Origin of the sequence: Nocardia cerradoensis NBRC 101014 (assembly GCF_000308535.1) — a bacterium.
Taxonomy (GTDB): Bacteria; Actinomycetota; Actinomycetes; order Mycobacteriales; family Mycobacteriaceae; genus Nocardia; species Nocardia cerradoensis.
This window is the reverse complement of the sequence record NZ_BAFW01000384.1, coordinates 1-23,727: the sequence shown is the minus strand read 5'-3', so window position 1 is coordinate 23,727 and position 23,727 is coordinate 1. Positions and strand designations below refer to the sequence as shown.

Annotated in this window: 24 protein-coding genes; 10 read left to right on the top strand and 14 right to left on the bottom strand. The window is 67.6% G+C overall.

What is annotated here, in order from left to right:
• Positions 1–148 precede the first annotated feature (148 nt).
• Together ON23_RS33960 and ON23_RS33955 are read left to right on the top strand one after the other, a co-directional pair.
• Positions 149–1,006, top strand: a complete 858-nt coding sequence (locus ON23_RS33960) for an aldo/keto reductase (RefSeq protein WP_039783713.1) — start codon at positions 149–151, stop codon at positions 1,004–1,006.
• A 296-nt stretch (positions 1,007–1,302) separates the two neighbouring features.
• Positions 1,303–2,106: an SAM-dependent methyltransferase gene (locus tag ON23_RS33955; RefSeq protein WP_051043731.1), complete on the top strand. Its 804-nt coding sequence runs from the start codon at positions 1,303–1,305 to the stop codon at positions 2,104–2,106.
• Between the two features lie 76 nt (positions 2,107–2,182).
• On the opposite strand, the gene ON23_RS33950 is transcribed toward ON23_RS33955, so the two are convergent.
• From ON23_RS33950 to ON23_RS33935, 4 genes are all read right to left on the bottom strand, one after another.
• Complete coding sequence (locus tag ON23_RS33950; RefSeq protein ID WP_063821399.1) at positions 2,183–3,871, bottom strand: sigma-54-dependent Fis family transcriptional regulator; 1,689 nt, start codon at positions 3,869–3,871, stop codon at positions 2,183–2,185.
• A 114-nt stretch (positions 3,872–3,985) separates the two neighbouring features.
• Positions 3,986–5,101 carry an NDMA-dependent alcohol dehydrogenase gene (locus ON23_RS33945; RefSeq protein ID WP_039783711.1) on the bottom strand — a complete coding sequence of 372 codons (1,116 nt, stop codon included), beginning with the start codon at positions 5,099–5,101 and terminating at the stop codon, positions 3,986–3,988.
• A gap of 21 nt (positions 5,102–5,122) precedes the next feature.
• The gene (locus ON23_RS33940) at positions 5,123–6,634 is read right to left on the bottom strand and encodes an aldehyde dehydrogenase family protein (RefSeq protein WP_039783709.1); all 1,512 of its coding nucleotides are present in this window, start codon (positions 6,632–6,634) and stop codon (positions 5,123–5,125) included.
• A gap of 90 nt (positions 6,635–6,724) precedes the next feature.
• Entirely contained in the window at positions 6,725–7,669 is a 945-nt protein-coding gene (locus tag ON23_RS33935; protein ID WP_039783708.1) for an NADP-dependent oxidoreductase, read from the bottom strand.
• Between the two features lie 118 nt (positions 7,670–7,787).
• Between ON23_RS33935 and ON23_RS33930 the strand changes: the two genes are divergently transcribed.
• A complete protein-coding gene (locus ON23_RS33930) occupies positions 7,788–8,285 on the top strand; it encodes a MarR family winged helix-turn-helix transcriptional regulator (RefSeq protein WP_039783707.1) in 498 nt (165 codons plus the stop codon).
• A 120-nt stretch (positions 8,286–8,405) separates the two neighbouring features.
• Here ON23_RS33930 and ON23_RS33925 read toward each other — a convergent pair whose 3' ends face one another.
• Complete coding sequence (locus ON23_RS33925) at positions 8,406–10,400, bottom strand: APC family permease (protein WP_039783706.1); 1,995 nt, start codon at positions 10,398–10,400, stop codon at positions 8,406–8,408.
• Between the two features lie 259 nt (positions 10,401–10,659).
• On the opposite strand from ON23_RS33925, the gene ON23_RS33920 reads away from it, so the two are divergent.
• Both ON23_RS33920 and ON23_RS33915 read left to right on the top strand, forming a co-directional pair.
• A complete protein-coding gene (locus ON23_RS33920) occupies positions 10,660–12,030 on the top strand; it encodes an MFS transporter (protein WP_223273720.1) in 1,371 nt (456 codons plus the stop codon).
• Between the two features lie 154 nt (positions 12,031–12,184).
• Positions 12,185–13,543 carry a flavin monoamine oxidase family protein gene (locus tag ON23_RS33915; protein ID WP_039783702.1) on the top strand — a complete coding sequence of 453 codons (1,359 nt, stop codon included), beginning with the start codon at positions 12,185–12,187 and terminating at the stop codon, positions 13,541–13,543.
• Positions 13,544–13,556: 13 nt separating this feature from the next.
• On the opposite strand, the gene ON23_RS33910 is transcribed toward ON23_RS33915, so the two are convergent.
• Positions 13,557–14,408 carry an SDR family oxidoreductase gene (locus ON23_RS33910; protein ID WP_039783700.1) on the bottom strand — a complete coding sequence of 284 codons (852 nt, stop codon included), beginning with the start codon at positions 14,406–14,408 and terminating at the stop codon, positions 13,557–13,559.
• A gap of 122 nt (positions 14,409–14,530) precedes the next feature.
• Between ON23_RS33910 and ON23_RS38335 the strand changes: the two genes are divergently transcribed.
• Positions 14,531–14,704 carry a VOC family protein gene (locus ON23_RS38335; protein WP_157170375.1) on the top strand — a complete coding sequence of 58 codons (174 nt, stop codon included), beginning with the start codon at positions 14,531–14,533 and terminating at the stop codon, positions 14,702–14,704.
• Positions 14,705–14,734: 30 nt separating this feature from the next.
• On the opposite strand, the gene ON23_RS33900 is transcribed toward ON23_RS38335, so the two are convergent.
• Positions 14,735–15,286 (bottom strand): dihydrofolate reductase family protein, encoded by a 552-nt coding sequence (locus ON23_RS33900; protein WP_039783698.1) that lies wholly within the window; start codon positions 15,284–15,286, stop codon positions 14,735–14,737.
• Positions 15,287–15,373: 87 nt separating this feature from the next.
• Complete coding sequence (locus tag ON23_RS33895; RefSeq protein WP_039783696.1) at positions 15,374–15,865, bottom strand: DUF4334 domain-containing protein; 492 nt, start codon at positions 15,863–15,865, stop codon at positions 15,374–15,376.
• Positions 15,866–16,038: 173 nt separating this feature from the next.
• Between ON23_RS33895 and ON23_RS33890 the strand changes: the two genes are divergently transcribed.
• Positions 16,039–16,455 carry a YkvA family protein gene (locus ON23_RS33890; RefSeq protein WP_039783741.1) on the top strand — a complete coding sequence of 139 codons (417 nt, stop codon included), beginning with the start codon at positions 16,039–16,041 and terminating at the stop codon, positions 16,453–16,455.
• Positions 16,456–16,458: 3 nt separating this feature from the next.
• Here the strand turns inward: ON23_RS33890 and ON23_RS33885 are convergent, their stop codons facing one another.
• From ON23_RS33885 to ON23_RS33865, 5 genes are all read right to left on the bottom strand, one after another.
• On the bottom strand, positions 16,459–17,508 hold the full coding sequence (locus ON23_RS33885; protein ID WP_157170374.1) for an FAD-dependent oxidoreductase: 1,050 nt from the start codon (positions 17,506–17,508) through the stop codon (positions 16,459–16,461).
• Positions 17,509–17,620: 112 nt separating this feature from the next.
• Positions 17,621–18,199, bottom strand: coding sequence for a hemerythrin domain-containing protein (locus ON23_RS33880; protein ID WP_039783693.1), 579 nt, complete (start codon positions 18,197–18,199; stop codon positions 17,621–17,623).
• A gap of 276 nt (positions 18,200–18,475) precedes the next feature.
• Entirely contained in the window at positions 18,476–19,324 is an 849-nt protein-coding gene (locus ON23_RS33875) for an SDR family NAD(P)-dependent oxidoreductase (RefSeq protein ID WP_039783692.1), read from the bottom strand.
• A 73-nt stretch (positions 19,325–19,397) separates the two neighbouring features.
• A complete protein-coding gene (locus ON23_RS33870) occupies positions 19,398–19,592 on the bottom strand; it encodes a nitroreductase/quinone reductase family protein (RefSeq protein WP_083904409.1) in 195 nt (64 codons plus the stop codon).
• Between the two features lie 6 nt (positions 19,593–19,598).
• Positions 19,599–20,171: a TetR/AcrR family transcriptional regulator gene (locus tag ON23_RS33865; protein ID WP_039783690.1), complete on the bottom strand. Its 573-nt coding sequence runs from the start codon at positions 20,169–20,171 to the stop codon at positions 19,599–19,601.
• A gap of 103 nt (positions 20,172–20,274) precedes the next feature.
• On the opposite strand from ON23_RS33865, the gene ON23_RS33860 reads away from it, so the two are divergent.
• The 3 genes from ON23_RS33860 to ON23_RS33850 are packed head-to-tail and all read left to right on the top strand — an operon-like array spanning position 20,275 to position 22,547.
• Entirely contained in the window at positions 20,275–21,567 is a 1,293-nt protein-coding gene (locus tag ON23_RS33860) for an NADH:flavin oxidoreductase/NADH oxidase family protein (RefSeq protein WP_039783688.1), read from the top strand.
• A 31-nt stretch (positions 21,568–21,598) separates the two neighbouring features.
• Positions 21,599–21,799, top strand: coding sequence for a hypothetical protein (locus tag ON23_RS33855; RefSeq protein WP_039783686.1), 201 nt, complete (start codon positions 21,599–21,601; stop codon positions 21,797–21,799).
• A 40-nt stretch (positions 21,800–21,839) separates the two neighbouring features.
• Positions 21,840–22,547 (top strand): type 1 glutamine amidotransferase domain-containing protein, encoded by a 708-nt coding sequence (locus ON23_RS33850; protein WP_039783684.1) that lies wholly within the window; start codon positions 21,840–21,842, stop codon positions 22,545–22,547.
• A gap of 10 nt (positions 22,548–22,557) precedes the next feature.
• Here the strand turns inward: ON23_RS33850 and ON23_RS33845 are convergent, their stop codons facing one another.
• On the bottom strand, positions 22,558–23,142 hold the full coding sequence (locus ON23_RS33845) for a TetR/AcrR family transcriptional regulator (RefSeq protein ID WP_039783681.1): 585 nt from the start codon (positions 23,140–23,142) through the stop codon (positions 22,558–22,560).
• Positions 23,143–23,727: the final 585 nt, after the last annotated feature.

The window sequence follows — 23,727 nt, the reverse complement described above, 5'->3', positions numbered from 1 at the left end:
CTCGGTAGCGGTACAGCCGGGCCGCAGTGGGTAGTCGACGGCTGTACGCCGATGTCCGCTGCCGCGCCGCCGACGGCCGGATCGGTGCGCGACCGAATCGACAATCCCTCTCCCGCAAATGTTTCGACGACAGAAGGAGTCGAGATCGATGGTTGTGAACGAGACGTACACGCTGTCCAACGGGGTGCAGGCGCCCAAGCTGGGCCTGGGCACCTGGTTCATCGACGACGACAAAGCCGCCCGGGCGGTGGCCGATGCCGTAGAGATCGGATACCGCAATATCGACACCGCGCAGGCGTACGGGAACGAACGAGGCGTCGGGGAAGGGGTCCGCACCTGCGGCGTCGCCCGGGACGATCTGTTCGTGTCCAGCAAACTGGCGGCGGAGATCAAGAACTACGCCGACGCGGCGGCCGCCATCGACGGGTCGCTCGACACGATGGGGCTCGATTACATCGACCTCATGCTGATCCACAGTCCGCAGCCCTGGGCCGATTTCCGGGGCGGGGATTACGCGGAGGGCAATCGGGAGGCGTGGCGTGCCCTCGAGGACGCGTATCGAGCGGGGAAGCTGCGGTCCATCGGTGTTTCCAACTTCGAACAGCGCGACCTCGACAACATCCTCTCGGCCTGCACGGTCGCACCGCAGGTGAATCAACTGCTGGTCCACGTCGGAAACACCCCGGCCGACCTCATCGACTACTGCCGGCGCAAGGACATCCTCGTGCAGGCCTACTCCCCCATCGCACACGGGGAAATACTGAACAACCAGGAGATCGCCGCGATGGCGGATCGCTACGGAGTGACCGTGCCCCAGCTGTGCATCCGCTACACGCTGCAGCTCGGCACTCTCCCGCTGCCGAAAACGGCGAATCCGGACCACATGCGAAGCAACGCTCAGGTCGACTTCGTGATCTCCGACGACGACATGCACACGTTGCGCACCATGGAACAGTTCCGCGATTACGGCGAAGCCGGAAAATTCCCGGTCTTCAGCGGCAAGTAGCCTGGACCGCTTCGCCGAAACATGGTACGCCTCAACGGAACACGAGCGTCGTTGAACTCGCGAAGGTGTTTTCCACCGCGGCGTTCGCGGCCACGGACGCGGGCCTCGGTGAGGCCGTCGTGGTAGAGCGGGCGGCGACAAGATCGTCGGAGAACCGGGTCTGCGCCGGGGGCGCCGGGTAGACTCACCCGGCGTGCGGGAATCGGCCGGGTCGCCGATTCCCGTTGCCCGCAACACGTTCGACCCGGCGCACCGCGTTTCGCCAGGGCCACTTCGTCTCGGAAAGGACTGCGACCGTGGAATCCGGCGCCCCTGTCGACCTGCGACAGAACCAGCCCCACACCGCCCGCATGTACGACTACTACCTCGGCGGCCAGGACCACTACAGCGCGGATGCGGAAGCGGCCGAGAAGGTCGTGGCGACCTGGCCCGGAGTGCGGACGGCCGCGCAGCAGAACAGGGCCTTCATCCACCGCGTGACACGATTCCTGGCGAACGCGGGGATTCGCCAATTCCTCGATATCGGAACGGGTATCCCGACCGAGCCGAATCTGCATCAGGTGGCCCAGGAGGTCGCCCCCGACGCACGAGTCGTCTACGTCGACAACGATCCGATCGTGCTCGTCCACGCCCGGGCGTTGATGATCAGCTCTCCGGAGGGACGCACCAACTACATCTCCGCCGACGTCACCACTCCCGAAGCGATTCTCGATGCCCCCGGGTTGCACGAGACACTGGACCTGACCCGGCCGGTCGCGGTCAGCCTCAACGCGCTGATGCATTTCGTGCCCGACGAGCAGGACGCCTACGGCATCATCGAGACGCTGATGAAGCGGTTCGTACCGGGCTCGTACCTGGTGATGACACACGTGACCCCGGACTTCGATCCGGCGGCGATAGGCACCGTGGTCGAGATCTACCGCCGCAGCGGCCTGCCGTGCCAGGTCCGCACCCGCGACGAGTTCGCGCGCTTCTTCGACGGCATGGAGCTGATCGAACCGGGCGTCGAGGTACCGCACCGCTGGCACCCCGACGGTGTCGCACCGCCGAAGAAGATGGACGCCCAGGTGTCCGCCTACGCGGCCGTCGCACGCAAGTGATCCGGTCCCGGCAGCGGCCGAGTCAGGCCCTGCCGCGACGGTTTCCGCGGTCGCGGCACTGACGGCCGTCCCCGCGCTATCGGCACGCGGGACGGCCGAACGACGTGCGGCCGTCGGTGATTCGCAGCGCCTTGAGCCGGGCGTACAGCGTGGTGCGGCTGATGCCGAGGTCGTGTGCGGTCTTGAGTTTGTTGCCCTGATTGCGCCGCAGCGCCTCGACGATGGCATCGCGTTCGGCGCGCTCACGCCCGGAGAGGCGGCGGGCCCGCGAGGACACGCGGTAACGGTCCGGAAGGTCGGCCACGGTCACGTCACCGCGATGACGGTGCCGCAGCACGTGCGCCAGCACGGCCTTGAGTTCGTGCAGGTTGCCGGGCCACGGATGGGTGGCGAGCAGTTCGATCACACTCGGCAGCAACCGCACGTCGGCGGACGGATCGAGCTCGTGCAGCAGGGTTTTCGTGATCGCGGGCAGTTCGGCGGCGCGTTCGTGCAGCGGCGCCAGGTCCACCCGCTGCACGCACCTGGCCGCCAGCGCCGCGTGCGCGCCGTGGCTGTCGCGCAGCGGCAGCGAGGTGAGCAGTACCCTGCGGCCGCGAGCGGCGTCGATCGCGTCGATCAACTGGTCCACGACCGGCTCCGGCAGGGCATCGACGCCGTCGACGCACACCGCGCCGCCGGGACGGGACAGGTCCGCCCGCAACCTGTCGATCCACTGCTGGGCGCCACCCGCCGCGACCTCCGCGCACTGGTGGAATTCCACCTCTTCACCGCGCGTCATCCGCCGAGCCTCGCCACTGCGGCCGGATCCCCGTTCGCCCACGATCAGAACCGGCCCCGCCGTCGCGCCGTCCAACGCCCGCTGCCTGGTGCTGTCCGTCCGCACCATCGTCACGGTCGCCACCTCGTCGATGGGTTCGAGGTGGAACAGCATGCCGGTGCCGGCGCCGGGCGCCTGCGACAGATGAATGCGCACCGCCGCACCGGAGGCGAGCCGAACCTCGGTGACCCGCGGATGTGCCACGGTCCGCTCGGCCAGCAGACGCAACAGCGCGTAGTCGGAGGGACCGAGCAGATCCACCGCGCTCTTGTTGGTCAGCACGATGTCGTCACCGACCGCGGCGATGGCGCGCCGCTGCCGGGACACGGTCTGGAACGCGGCCAGCAGCGCACGTTCGGACGCCTTGGCCTGATCCAGCAACCGCTGTTCGATGTCCTGCGCCGCCCGCTGCAGGAAGGGACCGAGCAACGGATCGGCGTGGGTGTTGGTGCTGGTGATGTCCAATGCACCGACCAGACGGCGCGTGACCGGATGCAGGATCGGGTGACCGTAGCAGGTGAATCCCTTGAAGCGCTCGATGTAGTGCTCGGAGCCGTTGACGGCGATGCCGCGGCGGGTTTCCAGCGCGGTACCCAGCGCATTGGTTCCGAAGGTGTCCTCGGCGAGGCTGGTCCCGCTCCGGATGCCGAGTGTGTCCAGCGCCTGTTCGAAACGCGGATCGCCGAACCACCGGTAGACCAGCCGGCAGTCGCGATCCGCGAGCAGCAGGCTGTAGGCGGTGTCGGCGAGGGCGACCGCCATCTGATCGAGCACCGGTCGCGCGGCCTCGAGCAGCCGGCTGCGTGGATCGACCTCCACCGCGGGCAGATCGGGGAATCCGTCGAATTCGGGTGGCACGCCGGATATTTTCGAGCGCCGCCACGACAACTCGATTTCCCGGCGCGGCGCCGAGGCCGTCGCATCGCCGCACTGCGATGTCGCCATCGGGTGCTACCTCCTGTCTGCCGGGCACACTCACGCCGGTCGCGGTTCCCCGGCCTTCCCGCGGTTCCGGGGCGGGGACCGCGGCCGCCACCGTCGCGGCGGCCGCGGCCGGACCTACGATCCGGCGTGGATCACCACACCACGGATATTCTTGCCCTCGCGCAGGTCCTGATAGCCCTGATTGATGTCTTCGAGCGAATATCGCGTGGTGATCAGCTCGTCCAGCTGCAACTGACCGCTGTCGTAGAGCCGCAGCAGCCGCACGATGTCGTACTGCGGGTTGGCGGATCCGAACAGCGTGCCCTTGATGGTCTTCTCGTTCAGCGTCAGGTCGGCGCCGGAGACGTGAACGGTGAGCTTGGCCGGATCGGCCAGGCCCGTGACGACCACGATCCCACCCTTGCCGATGATGCCGACGGCGGCCGACACGACCTCCTCGGTCACCGTGCCGACGGTGATGATCGCCTGATCTGCGCCCTGCCCCCAGGACAGTTCGACGACCTTCTCGGCCGCCTCCTCGGCCGTCGGAAAGGCATGGGTGGCCCCCATTTTCAGCGCCATCTCGCGTTTGAAGCCGACCGGATCCACCACCACGACGTACCTGGCCCCGGCGTGGACGGCGCCCTGCACCGAATTGATGCCCAGGCCGCCGATGCCGTAGATCACCGTGATGTCACCGGCGCGCACGTTGCCCGAGTAGACGGCGCTGCCCCACCCCGTCGGCACCCCGCAACCCACGACGACCGCGGTCTCGAGGGGCAGCCAGTCGTCGACCTTCACCACCGAATGCTGGGAGATCGTCGCCCGCTCGGCGAAGGTCCCCAGCATGCACATCGCGCCGAAATCCACTCCGCCGGAATGGAATCGGAACGTCCCGTCGGGCATACAGCCGTCCAGGATGGTCGCGCCCATATCGCACAGATTCTGCCGGCCGGTCGAGCAGTACCGGCAGGTGCCGCAGTTGGGAATGAAACTGCACACCACATGATCGCCGGGAGCGACCTTGGTGACGCCGGGACCGACCTCCTCGATGATTCCCGATCCCTCGTGCCCGCCGACGATCGGATAGCGCGGCGGCAGATCACCGTCGGTCAGATGCAGGTCGGAATGGCACAATCCGGCGGCGGTGTAGCGGATCAGGACCTCGCCGGGACCGGGACCGTCCAGGTCGAGTTCCATCAGCTCGAAGGGTTTGCCGGGCTCGATGAGTACTGCTGCTGTTGTCTTCACGAAAGTTCTCCTGCGCTGGGATCAGAGGGCGACGTTGACCGACTTGGTCTGCAGATACAGGTCCAGGCCGTCCGGACCGAGTTCACGACCCCAGCCGGACTGCTTGTAACCACCGAAGGGCATCGCGGTGTCGAAGCCGTTGTACTGGTTGATCCACACCGAGCCGGCTTTCAACTCGCGGGCCACCCGGTGCGCCTTGGAGATGTCACGGGTCCAGATGCCCGCGGCCAGGCCGTAGATCGAATCGTTGGCCTGGTGCGCGGCCGCCGCGAGGCCTTCGTCGGCATCGAACGGCAGCGCCGCCACGACCGGGCCGAAGATCTCCTCGCGCACGATGCTGAATTCGGGCCGCACATCAACGAATACGGTCGGTTGCACGAAGTATCCGGTGTCGCCGTGGCGGCCTCCGCCGGTCAGCGCCGTGGCACCGTCGGCGAGACCGGCCTGCAGATAGCCGGTGACACGGTCGAACTGCTCCTGCGATACCAGCGGGCCCAGTTCGGTGGCCGGGTCCAAGCCGGGGCCGATCTTCACCCGGGAGGCGGCCTCGGCCACCGCGCCGGTGAAATCGCCGAAGATCTTGTCCTCCACATACAGTCGCGTCCCCGCGACACAGCACTGGCCGTGATTGAACAGCCAGGCGTTGAGCGAGCCGGTGACCGCGGCGTCGAAATCCGCGTCGGCGAACACCACATTGGGGCTCTTGCCGCCCAGTTCCAGCGAGACCTTCTTCAGATTGCCCTTGGCGGCGTCGACGACCAGCTTGCCGACCTCCGTGGATCCGGTGAAGGCGACCTTGTCGACGCCGTCGTGCGCGGCCAGGGCGGCGCCGGCATCACCGAATCCGGTCACGATATTGACCACGCCGGGCGGGAATCCGGCCTCCTGGAACACCTCTCCCAGCAGCAACGCGGTCAGCGGTGTCTGCTCGGCGGGCTTGAGCACCACCGTATTTCCGGCAGCCAGGGCGGGGGCGAGTTTCCAGGCCGCCATCAACAGCGGGAAGTTCCACGGCACGATCAACCCGCAGACACCGACCGGCTCGCGCAGGGTGTAGGCGTGGAACCGGCTGCCGGGCGGCGCGAACGGCATCGACACATCCACCGTGCTGCCCACGATCTTGGTCGCCCAGCCCGCGTAGTAGCGGAAGACGTCGGCCGCCCATGCGGTGTCCACGACGGTGGCGATCGTGGCGGATTTACCGTTGTCCAGCGCCTCGAGTTCGCCGAACTGCTCCGCGCGTTCGGAGAGGATGTCGCCGACCCGCCACAGCAACCGTTCGCGCTCATTGGGTTTCATCCACTGCCACGGCCCGTTGTCGAACGCGCGGCGGGCGGCGCGGACGGCGCGATCCACGTCGGCCGCCTCGCCGTGGGCCACCTCCGCCAGCACGCTGCCGTCGGCGGGATTGTTCGTCGGGAACGTCCGACCCGATCCGGCATCGGTCCATTCGCCGTCGATCAGCAGCTGCTTTCGACCGCTGAGTACCGCCCGAACGTCCGCCCGGATCGGGAACTCGGAGACGACCGTCATCGAAACCTCCTGGATACAACACGATGGGATGGAAGCCATAGTGGGATGAATCGAGCATCGTGAAGTGTCCAGTTTCTGAACACCGACGTATCAGTTTGCGGCCGGAAGAACGACGACCTTGCCCGGCAGCGTCCCCGCGGCCGCCCGGGTGTGCACCGACGCCAGCTCGGCCAGCGGAGCCCGCTCGTCGACATCCACGATCAGCTCGCGAAGATCCACGCGCGCAACGAGTTCCGCCAATTGCCGCGCATCGCTGCGGACGTAGACGTCCACCGCGCGCACACCGCGCGCCTCGTCCGCCGGGGCGGGCATCCACACGGTGGTACCGACCACCACGCCGCCGTCGCGGACCAGTCCGGCCAGCGCCGCGAACTCGGCCGGGCTGATCGGCGCGAGATTGAGCAGGACGTCGACCGGCTCGGCCACCGCGGCGGCCACATCCGTGGTGGTGTGGTCGATGACCTCGTCGGCACCCCGCGCCGCGACGCGCTCGCGACTGCGGGGGCTGCCGGTGGCGATCACGTAGGCGCCGGCCGCCTTGGCCAGCTGTAACGAGTAACCACCCACGGCTCCGCCGGCGCCGCTGATCAGAATCCGCTGGTCGGGCTTCAATCCGGCGTGGTCGAACAGGGCCTGCCACGCGGTGAGACCGACCACCGGCAGTGCGGCCGCATCGGCGAGCGGGATATTCGCGGGCGCCGCCGCCAGAATCTCCGCGGGCGCGAGGACATACTCCGCCGCGGCGCCGTCGCCGGTGAACGGCAGGAAGCCGACGACCCGCTCACCGACCGCCCATTCGGCGACACCCTCGCCGAGCGCGTCGACGGTTCCGGCGAGGTCCAGGCCGGGGATGTGCGGCAGGGTCAGCGGCATCGGGCCCTGCATGAATCCCGCCCGAATATTGCCGTCGACGGAGTTGAACGAGGTCGCCGCGACGCGCACCCGCACCTGTCCGGGACCGGGAACAGGAAGGTCGACGTCCTCGTAGCGAAGAACGCCGGGATCGCCGTACTCGTGAAATCGGATCGCCTTCATCGTGGTGCCTCACTCTCGATGTGATGTGCTTCGAACTCGAAGCACTCCGCAACCGTAGCAGTGCTTTGAATTCGAAGCAAGAGTTTCGAAATCGAAGCAAGAGTTGTACAGTCGTGCCATGTCGGAGAGCCCGCGGCCACTGGATGCCGCCCAACTGGGCGCGTACTTCGCCCTCATGGAGGTGGCCGGCCTGCTGCGGCACGCGGTCGAGCAACAGCTGCGAGACGCCGGCGATCTGAGCTACGTGCAGTTCCAGCTACTGGCGCGACTCGGCCTCGACTCCCCCACGGGCAGTGAGCGCATGACCGACCTGGCCGACGGCGTCGTCTACAGCCGCAGCGGACTGACCTATCAGGCAGGTCTGCTCGAAAAGGCGGGCCTGGTCACGCGCGCCCCCTCCGCGGACGACGAGCGCAGCGTCACCGTCACGATCACCGATGCCGGCCGGTCCCTGCTCGCCGAGGTGCTGCCCGGCCATACCGAGGTCGTCAACCAGCAACTGTTCGAGCCGTTGTCGCGCGAGGACACCACGACACTGGCCGCTCTGCTGTCTCCGGTGCGCGACCACATGCGTGCGGCGCCACCCCGCTCGGCAGCGCCTCGCCGGCGGCGATAACCCGTCGGCCCGGCCGCTACGAATCCTTGGTGAGGTGCCCGCACGGATTCGGATGTGGGGCAGTGGCATTCACACTCGTCACCGGCCGAGCCGATAGCTGATCGCGGCGCAGGTCGCGAATCAGGGGGCGACGATGCCGCGCCGGACCTGCCCGGGGCTCGGTGTGACGGTGGGCGGCTTGCGATTTCGCGAGGAGCGCAACTGGTAGGGCACGCTGGTGACCATCACACCCGGTTCGAACAGCAGGCGCGCCTTGAGCCGCAGCGAACTCTGGTTGTGGAGCAGATTTTCCCACCAGTGCCCGACGACGTACTCCGGAATGTAGACGCTGACGACGTCCCGGGGCCGTGAGCCGCGGACTCGCTTGATGTATTCGACGACGGGGCGGGTGATTTCGCGGTAGGGCGACTCCACGACCTTCAGCGGGATGGTGACATCGTGGCTCTCCCAGGACTGGGTCAGTGCCCTGGTATCACTGTCGTCGACGTTGACCGTGATCGCGGTGAGGGTGTCGGGACGGGTCGCGCGCGCGAATTGAACCGCCCGCTGAGTTGCCTTGTGCCAGTCCGAAACCAGCACGATCGCATGCACCCGGCCGGGCAGAGTTGTTTCCTCGTCCGGGTCGATATCGAGTTCGGCGCGCACGCTCGTGTAGTGGGTGTGGATGGAATACATCATCAGCACCAGCAACGGCATCGCGATGACCACGAGATAGGCGCCGTGGCCGAACTTGGTGATCATGACCACGACTAGCACGACACCGGTGAAACAGGCGCCGAACGCGTTGATCGCCCGGGCTCGGTGGATGCGTTGCCGTTGCGCCGGGGCCGTCACGCCGACCAGCTCGCGATTCCAGTGCCGGACCATGCCGGTCTGGCACAACGTGAACGAGGTGAACACGCCGACGATGTAGAGCTGGATGAGCCTGGTGGTCTGCCCGTCGAAGGCGTAGATCAACCCGGCGGCGACCGCGGCCAGCAGGATGATGCCGTTGGAATAGGCGAGCCGGTCGCCGCGCGTGTGCAGCTGGCGCGGCAGGTAGCGATGCTGAGCCAGGATCGAGGTCAACAGCGGGAACCCGTTGTAGGCGGTGTTCGCGGCGAGGATCAGGATCAGCGCGGTGGTGACCATCAGGTAGTAGAAGCCCGGGCTGGTGTCGCCGAACACCGCCCCCGCGATCTGCGCGATCACGGTCTTCTGGGCGTCGGTGCGGCAATCGCCGGGAAATCCGATCAGATCGCAGGTGTTCTCGGCGACGCGCGTGTGGGTGATCATGGCCAGCGCGGTCACACCGGTGAACATGGCGATCGCCAGCACACCCATCGCGGTCATCGTGCGGGCCGCGTTGAGCGACTTGGGTTTCCGGAACGCCGGTACCCCGTTGGAGATCGCTTCGGCGCCCGTCAGTGCCGTACATCCCGAGGAGAACGCCCGCAGCGCGAGAAACGCCACCGCGGCCGTACCGAGGCCGGCGTGCGCGGCGTGGATCTGGTAGTGCGCGCTCTCGGCGACCGGTGCGTGTCCGATCAGGGTCTCGATCAGGCCGATCGAGATCATCACCATGACGCCGGCGACGAATCCATAGGTCGGCACGGCGAACGCGCGGCCGGATTCTCGCACCCCGCGCAGGTTCATGGCGGTGAGCGCCACGATGAACCCGATATCGATCAGCACCCGATGTGGGTTCAACGCCGGCGCGGCGGAGATGATGTTGTCCACACCCGCCGCGACCGACACGGCCACGGTCATGACGTAGTCGACCAGCAGCGCCGCCGCCACCACCAAACCCGGTATCGCACCGAGGTTTTCGGCGACGACCTCGTAGGATCCGCCGCCCGAGGGATAGGCGCGCACGACTTGGCGATACGACAACGCGACCACCGCCAGCAGCACCACGACACCGCCGGCGACCCACGGTGTCAGATACAGGTAGCTGAGGCCGCCCAGGGTCAGGATGAGCAGAATTTCCTGGGTCGCATACGCCACCGAGGACAGCGGATCGCTCGCGAAGATCGGCAATGCCAGCCGCTTCGGCAACAGCGTCTCACCGAGCCGATCGCTGCGAAACGGTCGTCCCAGCACAACACGTTTGGCGACGTCGATCGGTGAAACCACGATTAATCAGCCTAAATCCGGCAAACCCGAACCCGGCGGCCGCGAGGCGTAGGGAAATCGTAAAGAATCCGGCGCCGTCGTATCGCCAACCGCACAGAAACCGCCGGCCGGTCGCGGGATCCCGTGCAGTATAATTAATTAGATAGGCTAAGCAACGTGGAGCGGTGTCGCGATCACGCCGCATCCACCCTCCGGCCCATCCGCAGCAACCGACCGTTGCTCTTCACCGAACAAGGAGCTGAACGCAGGAAAGGCAGTTTTGACCGCGATCCGCACCGACGACTACCCGACCACCACCGCTCCCGATACGCTTCCGCCCGATCTGCCCGCACCGGCACCGCCGGAACGCACGGGCGGGATGTTCGCCTCCCTCACCGTCCCGAACTACCGCTACTACTTTGCGGGCCAGGTGGTTTCGAATACCGGCACCTGGATGCAGCGAATCGCGCAGGACTGGCTGGTGCTCGGCCTCACCGGTAGCTCGTTCGCCGTCGGCATCACCACTGCCATGCAGTTCCTGCCGATGCTGCTGTTCGGTCTCTACGGCGGCGTCATCGCCGACCGCGTTCCCAAACGGAGGCTACTGGTCCTCACCCAGGCCACCATGGGCGTGCTCGCCGCGGTCCTCGCGGTCCTGACACTGACCGGCACGGTCGAGGTGTGGCACGTCTACCTGCTGGCTTTTCTGCTGGGCATGGTGACCGTGGTCGACAACCCGACCCGTCAGTCGTTCGTCCCGGAGATCGTCGGCCGGCAGCGACTGCGCAACGCCGTCAGCCTGAACTCCGCGAACTTCCAGGCCGCGCGCCTGGTCGGGCCGGCGGTCGCCGGAGCGCTGATCGCCGCCGTCGGCTCCGGCTGGGCCTTCGCGATCAACGCCTGCTCCTTCGCCGCCGTCATCGCCGGTCTGCTCGCCATGCGACCGTCGGAGCTGACACCGGTGCCACGCCTGCCCCGGCGGAAAGGGCAACTGCGCGACGGTCTCCGCTACGTGCGAGCACATCCGCAACTGCTCTGGCCGATCGTCATGGTGGGCTTCATCGGCACCTTCGGCTACAACTTCCCCACCGTGCTGTCGGGCTTCGCCTATCACGTCTTCGATGTCGACGCCGGCAAGTACGGGCTGCTCAACACCGCACTGGCCGTGGGTTCGCTCGCGGGTGCGCTGCTGGCGAGCCGCCGCGGGCGGGTTCGCATGCGCATGCTGGTCGCCACCGCCGTCGGCTTCGGCGCACTCGAGGCGGTCACCGCCTTCGCACCGGACTACTGGCTCTTCACCGTGCTGCTCGCGGTGGTGGGCCTGCTCGGACTCACCTTCAACACGTCCGGCAACTCGATGGTGCAACTGGAGACCGACCCGGCTATGCGGGGGCGGGTGATGTCGCTGTACATGATGGTCTTCACCGGCGGCACCCCTATCGGCGGCCCGATCGTGGGATGGCTCACCGAGGAGTTCGGCCCCCGGCTCGGCCTGTTCGCCTGCGGGGCGGTCTCGGCGGCATCGGCGGCGCTGATCGGCCTCGTCCTCGCCCGGGCCGCCGGTCTGCGGCTGAGGATCTCGGGCAGGCGCGTCGCGCTCGTTCCCCGCGACGGCTCCCCGGCGGCCGTCTCGACCGCTCGGCTGGGGTAGGCGCCGGACTTCCGGTCCGCCACCCTCGAGGTTTGCTATAAAATTGCCCGTCTGAGATGTCGATGACCGAAGTGGTTCGTAGCGACGAGGTCGTGAATGCGAGCGGTGCCGTGGCCCGATGGCCCGGAGAAGGTCGACACGAAGGCGGCTCTCGATGACAGACGTGGACTGTTGCGTGGTCGGTGGCGGATTCGCCGGATTGACCGCCGCGCTGCGACTGAAACAGGCAGGCCGATCGGTGGCGGTGCTCGAAGCGCGTGACCGGCTCGGCGGGCGCACGTTCACCGAGGTGCGCCCGGACGGTTGCTGGATCGACCGCGGCGGCGCGTGGATCGGGCCCGGGCAGGACCGCATCCGTGCCCTGATGGACGAGTTCGGGATCGGGAGTTACCGGCAGTACACCGACGGCGAGGCGATGATGGTCGTCGACGGCGAGCAGTACCGCTACACCGGCACGATCCCGTGGACGATGAGTCCGTGGGCCTCGATCAACCTCGGCGCCGGCTTCGCCGAACTCGCCTACCTGTGCAGGTCGATCCCGCTCGAGGCGCCGTGGGACGCCCGCAAAGCCGAGAAATGGGATCGGATCACGTTGGCGCAGTGGCTGACTCGCATCCGGTCGAAGACCGCCCACGATCTGCTCGAGACCGCTGTCGCGGGCAGCTACACCTCCGCCGCCTCGGAAGTGTCGATGCTCTTCGCGCTGTATCAGATGGCATCCGGGGGCGGGCCGAACTTCATGTTCAGCGTCCGCGGCGGCGCCCAGGACTCCCGGCCCGTGGGCGGTATGGGCGCGATCTACGGTGCGATGGCGGACCAGGTCGGCGACTCGATCCACCTGTCGCAGCCGGTGCGCGGCATCGAGCAGGACGAGGCCGGGGTGACCGTGCACGCCGGAGCGTCGACGCTGCGCGCTCATCGGGCGATCGTCGCCGTCCCGCTCGCGGTCGCCGGTCAGATCCGGTACGAGCCGATGCTGCCGGTCGATCGCTCGTTCCTGCATCAGCGCGTACCGAGTGGCTCGATCATCAAAACCTCCGTCGTCTACGACGAGCCGTTCTGGCGCTACGACGGACTGTCCGGGCAGTCGGCCGCGCCGGGATCACCGGCCACCGTCACCATCGACGCCTGCACCGATACCGCGCGGCCCGGAGTGCTGTGCGTCATCACGGAGGGGCCCACCGCACGACGGATCGGCCGGCTCGACGCCACCGAACGCAGGACGGCCATAGTGCGTGAACTGGTCACCAGGTTCGGGAACAGAGCCGGTTCCCCGGTCGACTACCTCGAGCAGGACTGGAGCGCCGAACGCTATTCCGGTGGCGGAATGCTCAGTCACCTCCCGACCGGGGTGCTCACCCAGTTCGGCCGTGCGCTGCGCGAACCGTGCGGACGCATCCACTGGGCCGGAACCGAAAGTTCGGCCGTCATGTGCGGGTGGGTCGACGGAGCGGTTCGCTCGGGTGAACGCGCCGCGAGCGAGGTACTGCGATACGAACTCGCCGCGGTCTGAGGGCCCGAAGCGTTCAGCGCGGACCCGGGCCGAAGAATCGCCACAGATAACCGGGCAGCTTGCGCAGCGGGACAGCGCGCGGCCAGTCGCCGGCACGGAAGTAGGCGTCACTGCCGCCGTCGACGAAAACGACACTGCCGCACAGGAAACGCGCCGCCGGCGACAGCATGAACACCGCCCACTCGGCCAGATCGCCCGGATCGCCGAAGCCGCCGATCGGAACCGGGAACCGCTCGATGTTCTTGGCCTCGGCCGCGGTCGCGAGCTGTTTCTCCAGCAGCGGCGTCAGCACCGCGCCGGGCGCCAGGGCGTTGAGCCGGATCCCCGCTCCCGCCCACTGCGCGGTCGTCGCCTGGCGGCGCACCCAGTGGCTCACCGCGATCTTCGACGTCCCGTACGCGATCGACGGCGCATTCCTGCCGAAGATCCGCAACGCCCGCAGCGCCTTCTCGGTGTCACCGGCCAGCAGCGCACGAATCGCCCGGCGCGGCACCAGCGGCGTGGTGGTCGTCGAATTGCTGCCGAAGACAACGACTTTCGCCTCGTCCGCGCGCGCCAGCGCCGAGCGCCAACCGTTGAGCAGCTCGACGACGCCGCGATAGTTCACCTCGACAATCAGCCGCGGCCGGTCGGCACCGGGCGCCGGCCCCACCCCCGCGGCGAGGATCGCGCCGTCGAGATGCCCGTCCACCTGCGCGAGTACACCGTCGATCGCGGAGCGGCGCCCGTCCGGAGTCGACAGATCCGCGACCACCTGGGCGTCCCGCAGATCGACCCCGACCACCGTATGGCCCCGCTCGCGCAACTTCTCCGCCGCGGCCCGCCCCATTCCGGACGCCGCCCCGGTCACCACGTACACACCCACCGCATCGCCTGCTTTCCGCTACCCGAGCCTCGAACGATCATCAACCGGCGCCGACGACCCCGTCACCGCCGCACCGAACTGTGCCCGAGTGAGAGCACCTGCACAACGGCGACTTTCATTCGGTGACACCGCGCATGGTGGTCGACGATCAACCTGCGGCGGTCGCGTTCCTGACCCCGGGCGCGGTCACGCTGGAGGCACCGCTCGACACGCCGTACGGTGACCGCCGTGCCATGGTCCGCGACCCGTTCGGCAACGTCTACCAGATCGCAAGTCGGTTGGGCCCCGCTGGATGACGTTTTCGCCCCCTCGAGCCGGACCCCTCCTCAGTCGACGACGTAGCGCAGCATGACCGCCGTATCGAAATGCCTCGTCTCCGCCAGCCGCAGCGATATACGCTCGTCCAGCAGGGGAAACATCGGTGTCCCGCCGCCGAGCACCACGGGCAGGACGAATACCTGATACTCGTCGATGAGCCCGTGCGGAATCAGCGACGCCGCGAGAGTCGCGCCCCCGACCTCCATGACGCCGTCGCCCTCGGCCTTCAGCCGGCGCACCTGCTCGACCGCGTTCTCGCCGACCAGCGTGCTGTTCCAGTGCACCTCGGTCAGTGTCCGGGAAAAGACGACCTTCGGCTTCTCCGTCCACAACCTGCCGAATTCGCGCTGGATCGGCGGCGCGTCCTCGGGCACGTGCGGCCAGTAGTCGGCCATCAGCTCGTAGAGGCGACGACCGTGCAGGGAAATCTCGATGTCCCGATACCGATCGTTGTGGAACTGGTGCAACTCGTCGTCCGGATTGGACCAGTCGATGCTGCCGTCGCGGTCGTTGATGTAGCCGTCCAGGGACATGCTGATCCCGTAGCTCAGTCGCCTCATGACGGGATAGACGTCGTGTGCGCCCGAAATTCATCGGCGCGGTTCGACTTCGATTCCGTCGTCCGCCGCGCGCTCATCGGCGCCGGATCAGACCCGTTCGAGATAGAAGTAGGCGTAGCGGCCGTCGTCGAGGGCGTATTTGCCGTCCATGATGCCCATCACGGCGTCGTCGTCGATCCTCTTGAAATGGTCGTGCACGGGCTGCCCGTCGAACACCATCGTCGCGGTGACCTCGCCGCGAAATTCCTCCATCCAGAGGCTGCCCTCACCGTTGTCGGTGTTCGAGTACTTGTTGCCGTCGGCGTCCAGACAGATCAGCGGCTTCACGTCGGCGGCCGAGTCGAACGTCTTGCCGAACCAGTTGATGAGAGCCAGCGTTCCGTTCTCCCGGTGGCCGGTGTCGAATTCGCCGCCCTGCCATTCACCGATCATGAAATCGATGGTCGCGGGCTCCAGCGTGGCCCAGAACTCGTCGAGATCGGCGTCCGGAATGAACGAACGCTCCGGTCCGCTGACGAGGCGCCGCCCGGCGCGTTCCTTGAGTTCGGTGAATATCTTGCGAGCCGATTCGTCGCTCACGATGCTCTCCCATCCGACCGCGGAGGCTTGTGAACACAGTACCGCCGCGCACCGCGGCAAGCTATCGGCAAACGTGGACTGACGTGCACTGCTGCGGGACGAAGCACCCGAACACCATCGAATCCGAGGACCCCACCGCGGGCCGAGGCGACACGGATGGTGGGATACCGAACGTGACCGGCTCGTGGTGGTGGGATCTGGTGATCGCGGCCGCCGCCGCGCTCATCGTGTGCTGGATTGCGCTGATCACGGTGCTGATCATCATCCGGCCGCGCGGCAATCTGCTGCGGGAAGCCATGCGGATCCTGCCCGACACCCTGCGCCTGATCCGCCGCTTGGCCGCCGATCGGTCCCTGCCACGCGGCGTGCGGATCCGGCTCTGGCTGGTGCTGGCCTACCTCGCCTTCCCCCTGGACCTGATCCCCGACATCATCCCTGTCATCGGATACGCCGACGACGCCATCATCGTCACCGCGGTCCTGCGCGGCGTCGTTCGCGCCGCCGGCCCGGACGCGGTCCGCGCCCACTGGCCCGGCACCGACGACGGCTACACCGCCCTCGCCCGGCTCACGGGACTGCCGGTGCGGTAGTCGCTATCGTCGCCGCGCCCGCAGAGCCGCTTCGCGGTCGGTGACGATCTGCTTGCGGCGTTGCGTCATCGCTTCGGCGGGTGAGGCGGTGCCGAGGATCGCGTCGAAGACCGCGCGGGCGTCCTCGAGCGCGTCACGGGCGCCCACTCCCGCGGCCGGCGTGATCGCGTGGTCGGCGTCACCGATGAGGATGAACGAATCCTGTGGTCCCCGTGCACCTTCCAGGGGGACATTGCGCGCGTTGCTGACGTGTACCAGTTCTGTCCGCGACAGGAAGGCCGACACCAGCGACCGGCTGGAAGGTGTTGCGGCCAGGACGGTTTCGGCCCATTCGTCGACCGGCCGCATCCCGATATCGTCGCGGGTGCCGGGAAGAGGATCGCGCGGGATCCGCACGAACCACAGGGCCGCCGGATCCTCCGGACGCCAGATGTGGCCGAAAGTGCTTCCGGGACTGCCGTCTTCGGCGACCTCGGCGAAGAAGTGGAGGACTGCGGGGTTGGTGGGCGGCGGCGGATCCAGTGGCGTGCCGGTCATTCCGTACAGCACGACGTCACCGGCGTAGACGGGAATGCGGGCGGGTTCCAGGGCGGCGCGGACGACGGAGTCGATACCGTCGGCGCCGATCAGCAGTCCCTCGGCGGTGACGACCTCGGAGCCGCGCCGGATGGCGTGGTGTTCGTCGCTCACGGTCACGCCTGTGATCGGCTCGCCGTAGCGCAACTCGGCGCCGGAGCCCGCGACGAACTCCGACAGCACGCCCATGAGGTTGCGGCGCAACCAGAAACGATGCCCGCGACTGGGCATTGCGCTGCGCCGCCCGCGGCTGTCCTCGTAGTCGAGTCCCGCCAGCGGATACGAAACCTCGTGCAGCGCCGAACGATCGACGCCCATCGCCTCCATCGCGTCGTGCCCACGCCCGTCGATGAACAGAAACGCGCCGGCTCCGGGTCCGGGGCGCTGTTGTTCGTAGACCGCCACCCGCTGCCCGCGCCGTGCGAGACCACCGGCCAGGCAACTGCCCGCGATCCCACCACCGATAACGCTTACCATGTCCTGCGACCTCCTAGCGTTGTCGTGCCGGCGGCGACCCGCCGGGAGAGGCACGTGTCCAGAGTGCCACGCGCACACGGGCATTCGCCTCGCCCACGCTCGCCTGGGGTCTTCAGCCGGGCGGAATTCGCTTCAAACTCCCCACGCTGAGCGATCCGTTGGCCCCGGTCCGCAACGCCTCCTCCGCCGCGCGGACATAGCCGGCAGGGTCTTTGTCGACGGACACGACACCGGCGTAGTTGCGCGCCTCGTACGCGGCGAAGGCGACCGCAAGGTGATGGCGGCGCTGCAACCCGGCCAGCCGGCGGAAGTCGGTGAGCCCTTCTCGCTCTTCCTCGGCCATATGATCGCTGTTGGCCAGATTCGCCGCCGCGACCGCCGCGTACCACTCGTCGGTGCCGACCTGGTGCCGCCCTACGTCGGCGACCGCATCCCTGATCTCGTTGTGGTCGTGGATCGCGTCGAGCGTCTCGTCCTCCGCCCCGCTCGCCCGCCGAGCCGCCATCCCCACCTGCAGCAGCGCGGGATAGAAAATCTCCTCCTCGGCCTGCGCATGCAATTCGAGAAAGGCCGCCAGCCTGTCCCAGATCGCCCCCAGCGCAGCGGTGTCCCCTCGGTCGATCTGCTCCAGAATCGCGAACAACCGCCGCTGCTCGTGATGGTCATCGAGGATCAACTGGGTGATATCCACATTTCCTCCCTGACGCCGCATCGCTGATAAGCACGGAACTCGACGGCCGACTGCCGCGCGGTCAGCCGGAACCTCTTGGGAACCTGCCGACAATGTACTACCGAGTCACGGTCCGACGCTGCGGCCGGAGTGCCCGTTCGGAGGCAATCCACACAAGGAGCGCCGAATGCGGGCCAATGTGTCTGGAACACCCATCAGCCCAACGGCGGGCAGGAGGCTCATCGTCTGGCTGCGCACCGAATAGCACCGACAAGCCACGAGCTCGGGAAGGTTCGATCACCCGAGTCCGACGAGATCGGCTGAGGCGGACCACAGTTGGTCGATGAGGCGGCGGTTGTGGGCTTGGGGTGACTCGGGGCCGTTGGCTCGGTGGCGGTGGAAGTAGACGCCGTTGATTTCCGGGTCGGCGCCGCGGCGGGCCAGCTCGATCAGGGGTTCGGCGCCACGGGCGGGAGTGATGGTGCCGACGTGGCGTAGCGGGGTGCGGTAGAGCAGGCCGACGGCGCGGGAGTCGCGGCCGAAGCTCGAGGCCACGGGACCGGGATGGACTGCGGCGGAGACGATTCCGTCCGATGTCCAGCGCTGCGCGATACCGCGGGTGAACATGATGTTCATCAGCTTGCTCGACCCGTAGGCGCGCCAGCTGAAGGCGCGGCGGCGCCGGTAGTCGAGATCGGAGATGTCGACGCGCCCGAAGAGGTTGCCGATGCTCGCGGTGTTCAGCACGAGCGCACCGTTGGCGGCGAGTTTGTCGTGCAACAGATTGGTGAGCAGGAACGGCGCCAGGTGGTTGATCTGGAAGTTGGGTTCGTGCCCGTCGACGGTCCGCTGCTGCGGCTCGAAGAGGCCGCCCGCGTTGTTGAGCAGCACGTCGATCGCGCCGGCATGTTCTCCGATCTGCTCGGCGAGACCGCGCACGTCGTCGAGGACGGCGAAATCGGCCGTGAAGGCGGTGGCACCGGTGTCGGCGGTCACGGCGGCGAGTTTGTGCGCCGACCGTCCGACGATGACGAGATCGACGTCGGGTGCGGCCAGCGCCCGCGCGGTCACCGCTCCGATGCCGTCGCTGGCACCGGTTATGACGATCGTGCGTCGCGGATTCGAGGCTGATCGACTATCTGTCACCGGGTTCTCCAGTCGGTGGATGCGTGGCGTGCCCTAGGTCTTCCACCAGCTTACGATTCGGCCGGCGCCATGGTCATCGTGCGCCCTCCAGCTCGCAGATGACCACCGGGATCTCCCGCGTGGTCCGCGTCTGATAGTTCGCGTAGCCCCCGTAGGCCTCGGTGATCTGTGGCCACAGCCGCGCCCGTTCCTCCGGATTCGCGGTGCGGGCGTGGATCTTCCGGCGACGTCCGCCGATCACGAGTTCGGCATCGGGATGCGCCTGCAGGTTGTGTCATCCGGCACCGAGCGCGGCGAACAACGTCGAGTTCACCGTGGCCGCAACGACTTCCGGTGACGACGCGTCGAGCTTGCCGTCGAGATGCAAGAAGGCCAGGCCGTGCACCAGCGCCCAGACCGCGGTCGCCGCGGCGTTCGGATCGGCGCGCGGAAATGCCCGCCGCACAACGTTTTCGACGAAATGCTCGATCGCCTCGGCCGCGACCCGCTCGACATCGGCCGAACCACAGGGCTCGGCGAACATCACGCGGAACATCCCCGGACGCGTCAGAGCGAATCGCACGTAGGCGTTGGCCACCGCCGCCAGCCCCTCGGGCGTCGCCGGCTCGGGGTGCGCCGCGGCCAGTTGCTCGGCCAGATCCCCATACCCGACGGCGGCGACCGCCGACAGCAGCGCCTCACGGTCGGCGAAGTGCCGATAGGGCGCCGCCGGGGAGACACCCGCCCGCCGCGCGGCCGCCCGCAGCGACAGCTCGGACGCACCACCTTCCTCCAGCAGCTCCACCGCCGCACACACCAGCGCGTTGGGCAGATCCCCGTGGTGATACGACGGGGTCGACAGTGCCATACTTCACCACCAGCCATTGTTGACGCCGCTTACATCTTCCCCTATGTTAGCACTGTCCACACAGTGTGAACGCCGCAAACATACCTCAGGAAGGGGGATCCCCGTGCCCAGCGCTTCGACACGAGACACGTTGTTCTCGCCGGTGGAATTACGGTCCGGGCAGATACTGCGCAATCGCATCGCGAAGGCCGCCATGGAGGAAGGTCTGGCCGGGAAGGCGCAGCTGCCCGACGATCGGCTGATCGCGCTGTACCGGCGGTGGGGCGCCGGCGGCGCGGGGCTGCTGATCACCGGAAATGTGATGGTGCATGCCGAGGCGCTGACCGGACCCGGCGGAATCGTCCTGGACGCCGATTCCCCGCTCGAGCCGTTCGCCGCGTGGGCGCGGGCCGGAAAGGCCGCCGGAGCCGCGATGTGGATGCAGATCAGCCACCCCGGTCGCCAGGTGCAGGCGAATATGCCCGGAGTGGTGTGGGGCCCGTCCGAGATCGCCGTCGACGTGGGCCGGTATTCCAAGCGGTTCGGCCGCCCGGTCGCCATGACCGCCGAGCAGATCCACGAGACCGTCACCCGGTTCGCGACCACCGCCGAGCGGGCCGAACGCGCGGGCTTCGACGGCGTGGAAATCCATGCGGCACATGGGTATCTGCTGTCGCAGTTCCTGTCTCCCCTGGTGAACGACCGCACCGACGAATGGGGCGGTTCCCTCGCCAACCGCGCGCGGATTCTGCTGGACATCGTGCGCGCCGTCCGTTCGGTGGTGTCGCCCGAATTCGCGGTCGCGGTAAAACTGAACTCCGCCGACTTCCAGCGCGGCGGATTCGACGCCGACGACGCGCACAAGGTCATCGGCATGCTCGCCGGTCTGGGTGTGGATCTGGTCGAGGTGTCGGGCGGCAGCTACGAAAGCCCGGCCATGTCCGGGCGGCCCACCGACGGACGCACGGCGGCACGGGAGGCCTACTTCCTGGAGCTGGCCGCCGAACTGGCCGAGACCAGCCCGATTCCGCTGATGTTGACCGGCGGCATCACGCGCATCGATACCGCCGAGCGCGTGCTCGCCAAGAATGTCGCCGTGGTCGGCTTGGGCACCGCGCTCGCCGTCACCCCGGATCTGCCCGACCGCTGGCGCGACGGACTGGGTGCGGCCGGCGCGTTGAAGCCGGTGACCTGGTCGGACAAACCCCTCGCCGCCCTGGCCCAGATGGCGCAGGTCCGCTACCAGATGCGACGGATGGCCGCCGGAAAGGATCCCGCACTCGGCATTCGGCCCGCGCTCGCTCTCCTCGCGGACCAGCGTGAGAAGTCGCGCGCATTGCGCCGCTACTCGCGCTGGCTGGCATCGACGCGACGCGAACGTGCCGCGTCACCGGCCTCCCGCGTCACGACGCACTGAATCCCCGACCAGACGCACCGAATCCCTGACCATGCCCGACCGGCTGGCTCGCCTGCCACAACCGGGCCGGTTGGCCTTCGGCGAACTCGACGCACGAATTCAGGTGCCTACCGTGGAATTCGACGGGTCGATTTCGACCACGCTTCGAGCGGTCGGGCATACCCCGCAGTGGGAGGCACCGGAGGCCGTCGCGGGTCTGATCACCCGATTGTTGCCGGCGACGGCGCCCTAGCCGTCACATAAACTTTTCACAACCACAGGAGGTAAGCGAAATGCCGAAAGTCCTGTTCGTCATCTCTGCCGCCGACCGCTGGACGTTGAACGACGGCGAAATACATCCCTCGGGTTATTGGGCCGAAGAGGTGGCGGTGCCGCACCGTATCTTCTCCGAGGCGGGCTGGGACATCACCCTCGCGACTCCGGGCGGAAAGGCTCCGACACTCGATCGGCTGAGTCTCGGAATCTCCGGCGGCCTGCCCTGGAAACGCCGCGATATCAAGCAGTATCTCGACAGCATCGACAGCGCTCTCGCGCATCCGGTCGCCCTGGACACCGTCGATCCGGACGCCTACGACGTCGTCTTCTACCCCGGCGGCCACGGTCCGATGGAAGATCTCGCCTACGACGCGACCTCCGGGGCGCTGCTGACCGAGCGGCTCGCCTCCGGCAAACCCCTCGCCCTGCTGTGCCATGCGCCGGCCGCCATTCTGGCCGCGACCCCACCCGACGGGAACTCCCCGTTCGCCGGCTACCGGATGACCGGACTGTCCAACCGCGAGGAACTGTTGAATCGGTTCGCGAAAAGGGCGCCCTGGCTTCTCGAGGACAAATTGAAAGAGACCGGCGTCGAATACTCCAAGGCCCTGCTTCCGTTGCGCCCACATGTCGTCGTCGATCGCAATCTGTACACCGGCCAGAATCCCCAGTCGTCGGAGAAACTGGCGCAGCGATTGCTCGCCGACGTCGGCGCCGCGGCGTAGGAGGAGAAACTCAGCCGAGCCGGGGAATATCGAGGACCGCCGACACCGCCGCTCGCACCCGTTCGTCGACGACCTTCTCGGAGGAGGCGTCGAGCTTTCCGTCCAGGTGCAGGAAGGCCAGGCCGTGGACCAACGCCCACATCGCGGTTGCGGTGGGCTCCGCGTCGGCGTCCGGGAAGATTTGTCGCACAAGGGCTTCCAGGTACTTGTGGATGGCCTCCACCGCGGCGACCCGCTCCGGACTTGTCGCATCGCAGGCCTCGGTGAACATCACCCGGAACATCCCGGGCCGGGTCAGGGCGAATCGGACATAGGCGACGGCGATGTCGCCGAGGCTGCCGACGTCCACCCGCTCCGGGTGGACGTCGGCCAGATGCGCGGCCAGATCGCGGTACCCCACCGCCGCGACCGCGGACAACAGGGCATCACGATCGGCGAAATGGCGATAGGGCGCGGCAGTGGACACGCCGGCCCGCCGCGCCGCCCCCCGCAGCGACAGCTCCGACGCCCCACCTTCCTCGAGCAGCTCGATCGCCGCACGCACCAGCGCATTGGGCAGATCACCATGGTGATATGGCGTCGCCGACGTTGCCATCACAACCAACCTCAACAGGTATCAGTCACCGATTTCCAGAACCTCCACAGTAGCGGCGGACGCCGTACGCGCTGCCGAGCACTCACGCTCCAGGAACGTCGTGTCGACAACCACGACCCGCTGGCAGACGTCGAGCGCCGGAACGAACCCCACGACGACCGTCATCGGTACCGATGTCGTATCGCGCCGGCGGTGCTGTGCGGCGATAAGCCGAGCCGCACCGCCGCCGCGGAACCGGGACGCCGTTCACGCTCGCCGCCACCGTAATGCGCTGAGCAGCACCGAAACCCGGATCCTTCTGCGGCGGTGACGTCGTTACTTTCATCCGTTCGAGCCACGCCGAGCGATCAACTTTCTACGTTGCTGTCAGCGTATGGACCGACGGGCCGGGCGACCCGAGTAGACCGCTACTCGAATTCCGCTGCGGCCTCCCGCAGTTCGCTGCGGCGGCCCGAAACAAGCTGCGTCACATGCCACCTGCCCGCGGTGCTGTCGGCTCCGTTTCCCGCCCGCACCGACGATGGACCCGGAACATCCTGGCTGTTCTTTCGGACCGTAGCCGGCCATGTCCCGAGTGCGAGAAAT

Excerpts from the sequence above, each read along its gene's own strand:
- ON23_RS33960 (WP_039783713.1), top strand. The coding sequence starts at position 149 with ATGGTTGTGAACGAGACGTACACGCTGTCCAACGGGGTGCAGGCGCCC.
- ON23_RS33865 (WP_039783690.1), bottom strand. The coding sequence starts at position 20,171 with ATGGCACTGTCGACCCCGTCGTATCACCACGGGGATCTGCCCAACGCG.
- ON23_RS33950 (WP_063821399.1), bottom strand. The coding sequence starts at position 3,871 with ATGGCGACATCGCAGTGCGGCGATGCGACGGCCTCGGCGCCGCGCCGG.
- ON23_RS33885 (WP_157170374.1), bottom strand. The coding sequence starts at position 17,508 with ATGGTAAGCGTTATCGGTGGTGGGATCGCGGGCAGTTGCCTGGCCGGT.
- ON23_RS33855 (WP_039783686.1), top strand. The coding sequence starts at position 21,599 with ATGCCCGACCGGCTGGCTCGCCTGCCACAACCGGGCCGGTTGGCCTTC.
- ON23_RS33915 (WP_039783702.1), top strand. The coding sequence starts at position 12,185 with ATGACAGACGTGGACTGTTGCGTGGTCGGTGGCGGATTCGCCGGATTG.
- ON23_RS33940 (WP_039783709.1), bottom strand. The coding sequence starts at position 6,634 with ATGACGGTCGTCTCCGAGTTCCCGATCCGGGCGGACGTTCGGGCGGTA.
- ON23_RS33935 (WP_039783708.1), bottom strand. The coding sequence starts at position 7,669 with ATGAAGGCGATCCGATTTCACGAGTACGGCGATCCCGGCGTTCTTCGC.
- ON23_RS33930 (WP_039783707.1), top strand. The coding sequence starts at position 7,788 with ATGTCGGAGAGCCCGCGGCCACTGGATGCCGCCCAACTGGGCGCGTAC.
- ON23_RS33850 (WP_039783684.1), top strand. The coding sequence starts at position 21,840 with ATGCCGAAAGTCCTGTTCGTCATCTCTGCCGCCGACCGCTGGACGTTG.
- ON23_RS33845 (WP_039783681.1), bottom strand. The coding sequence starts at position 23,142 with ATGGCAACGTCGGCGACGCCATATCACCATGGTGATCTGCCCAATGCG.
- ON23_RS33900 (WP_039783698.1), bottom strand. The coding sequence starts at position 15,286 with ATGAGGCGACTGAGCTACGGGATCAGCATGTCCCTGGACGGCTACATC.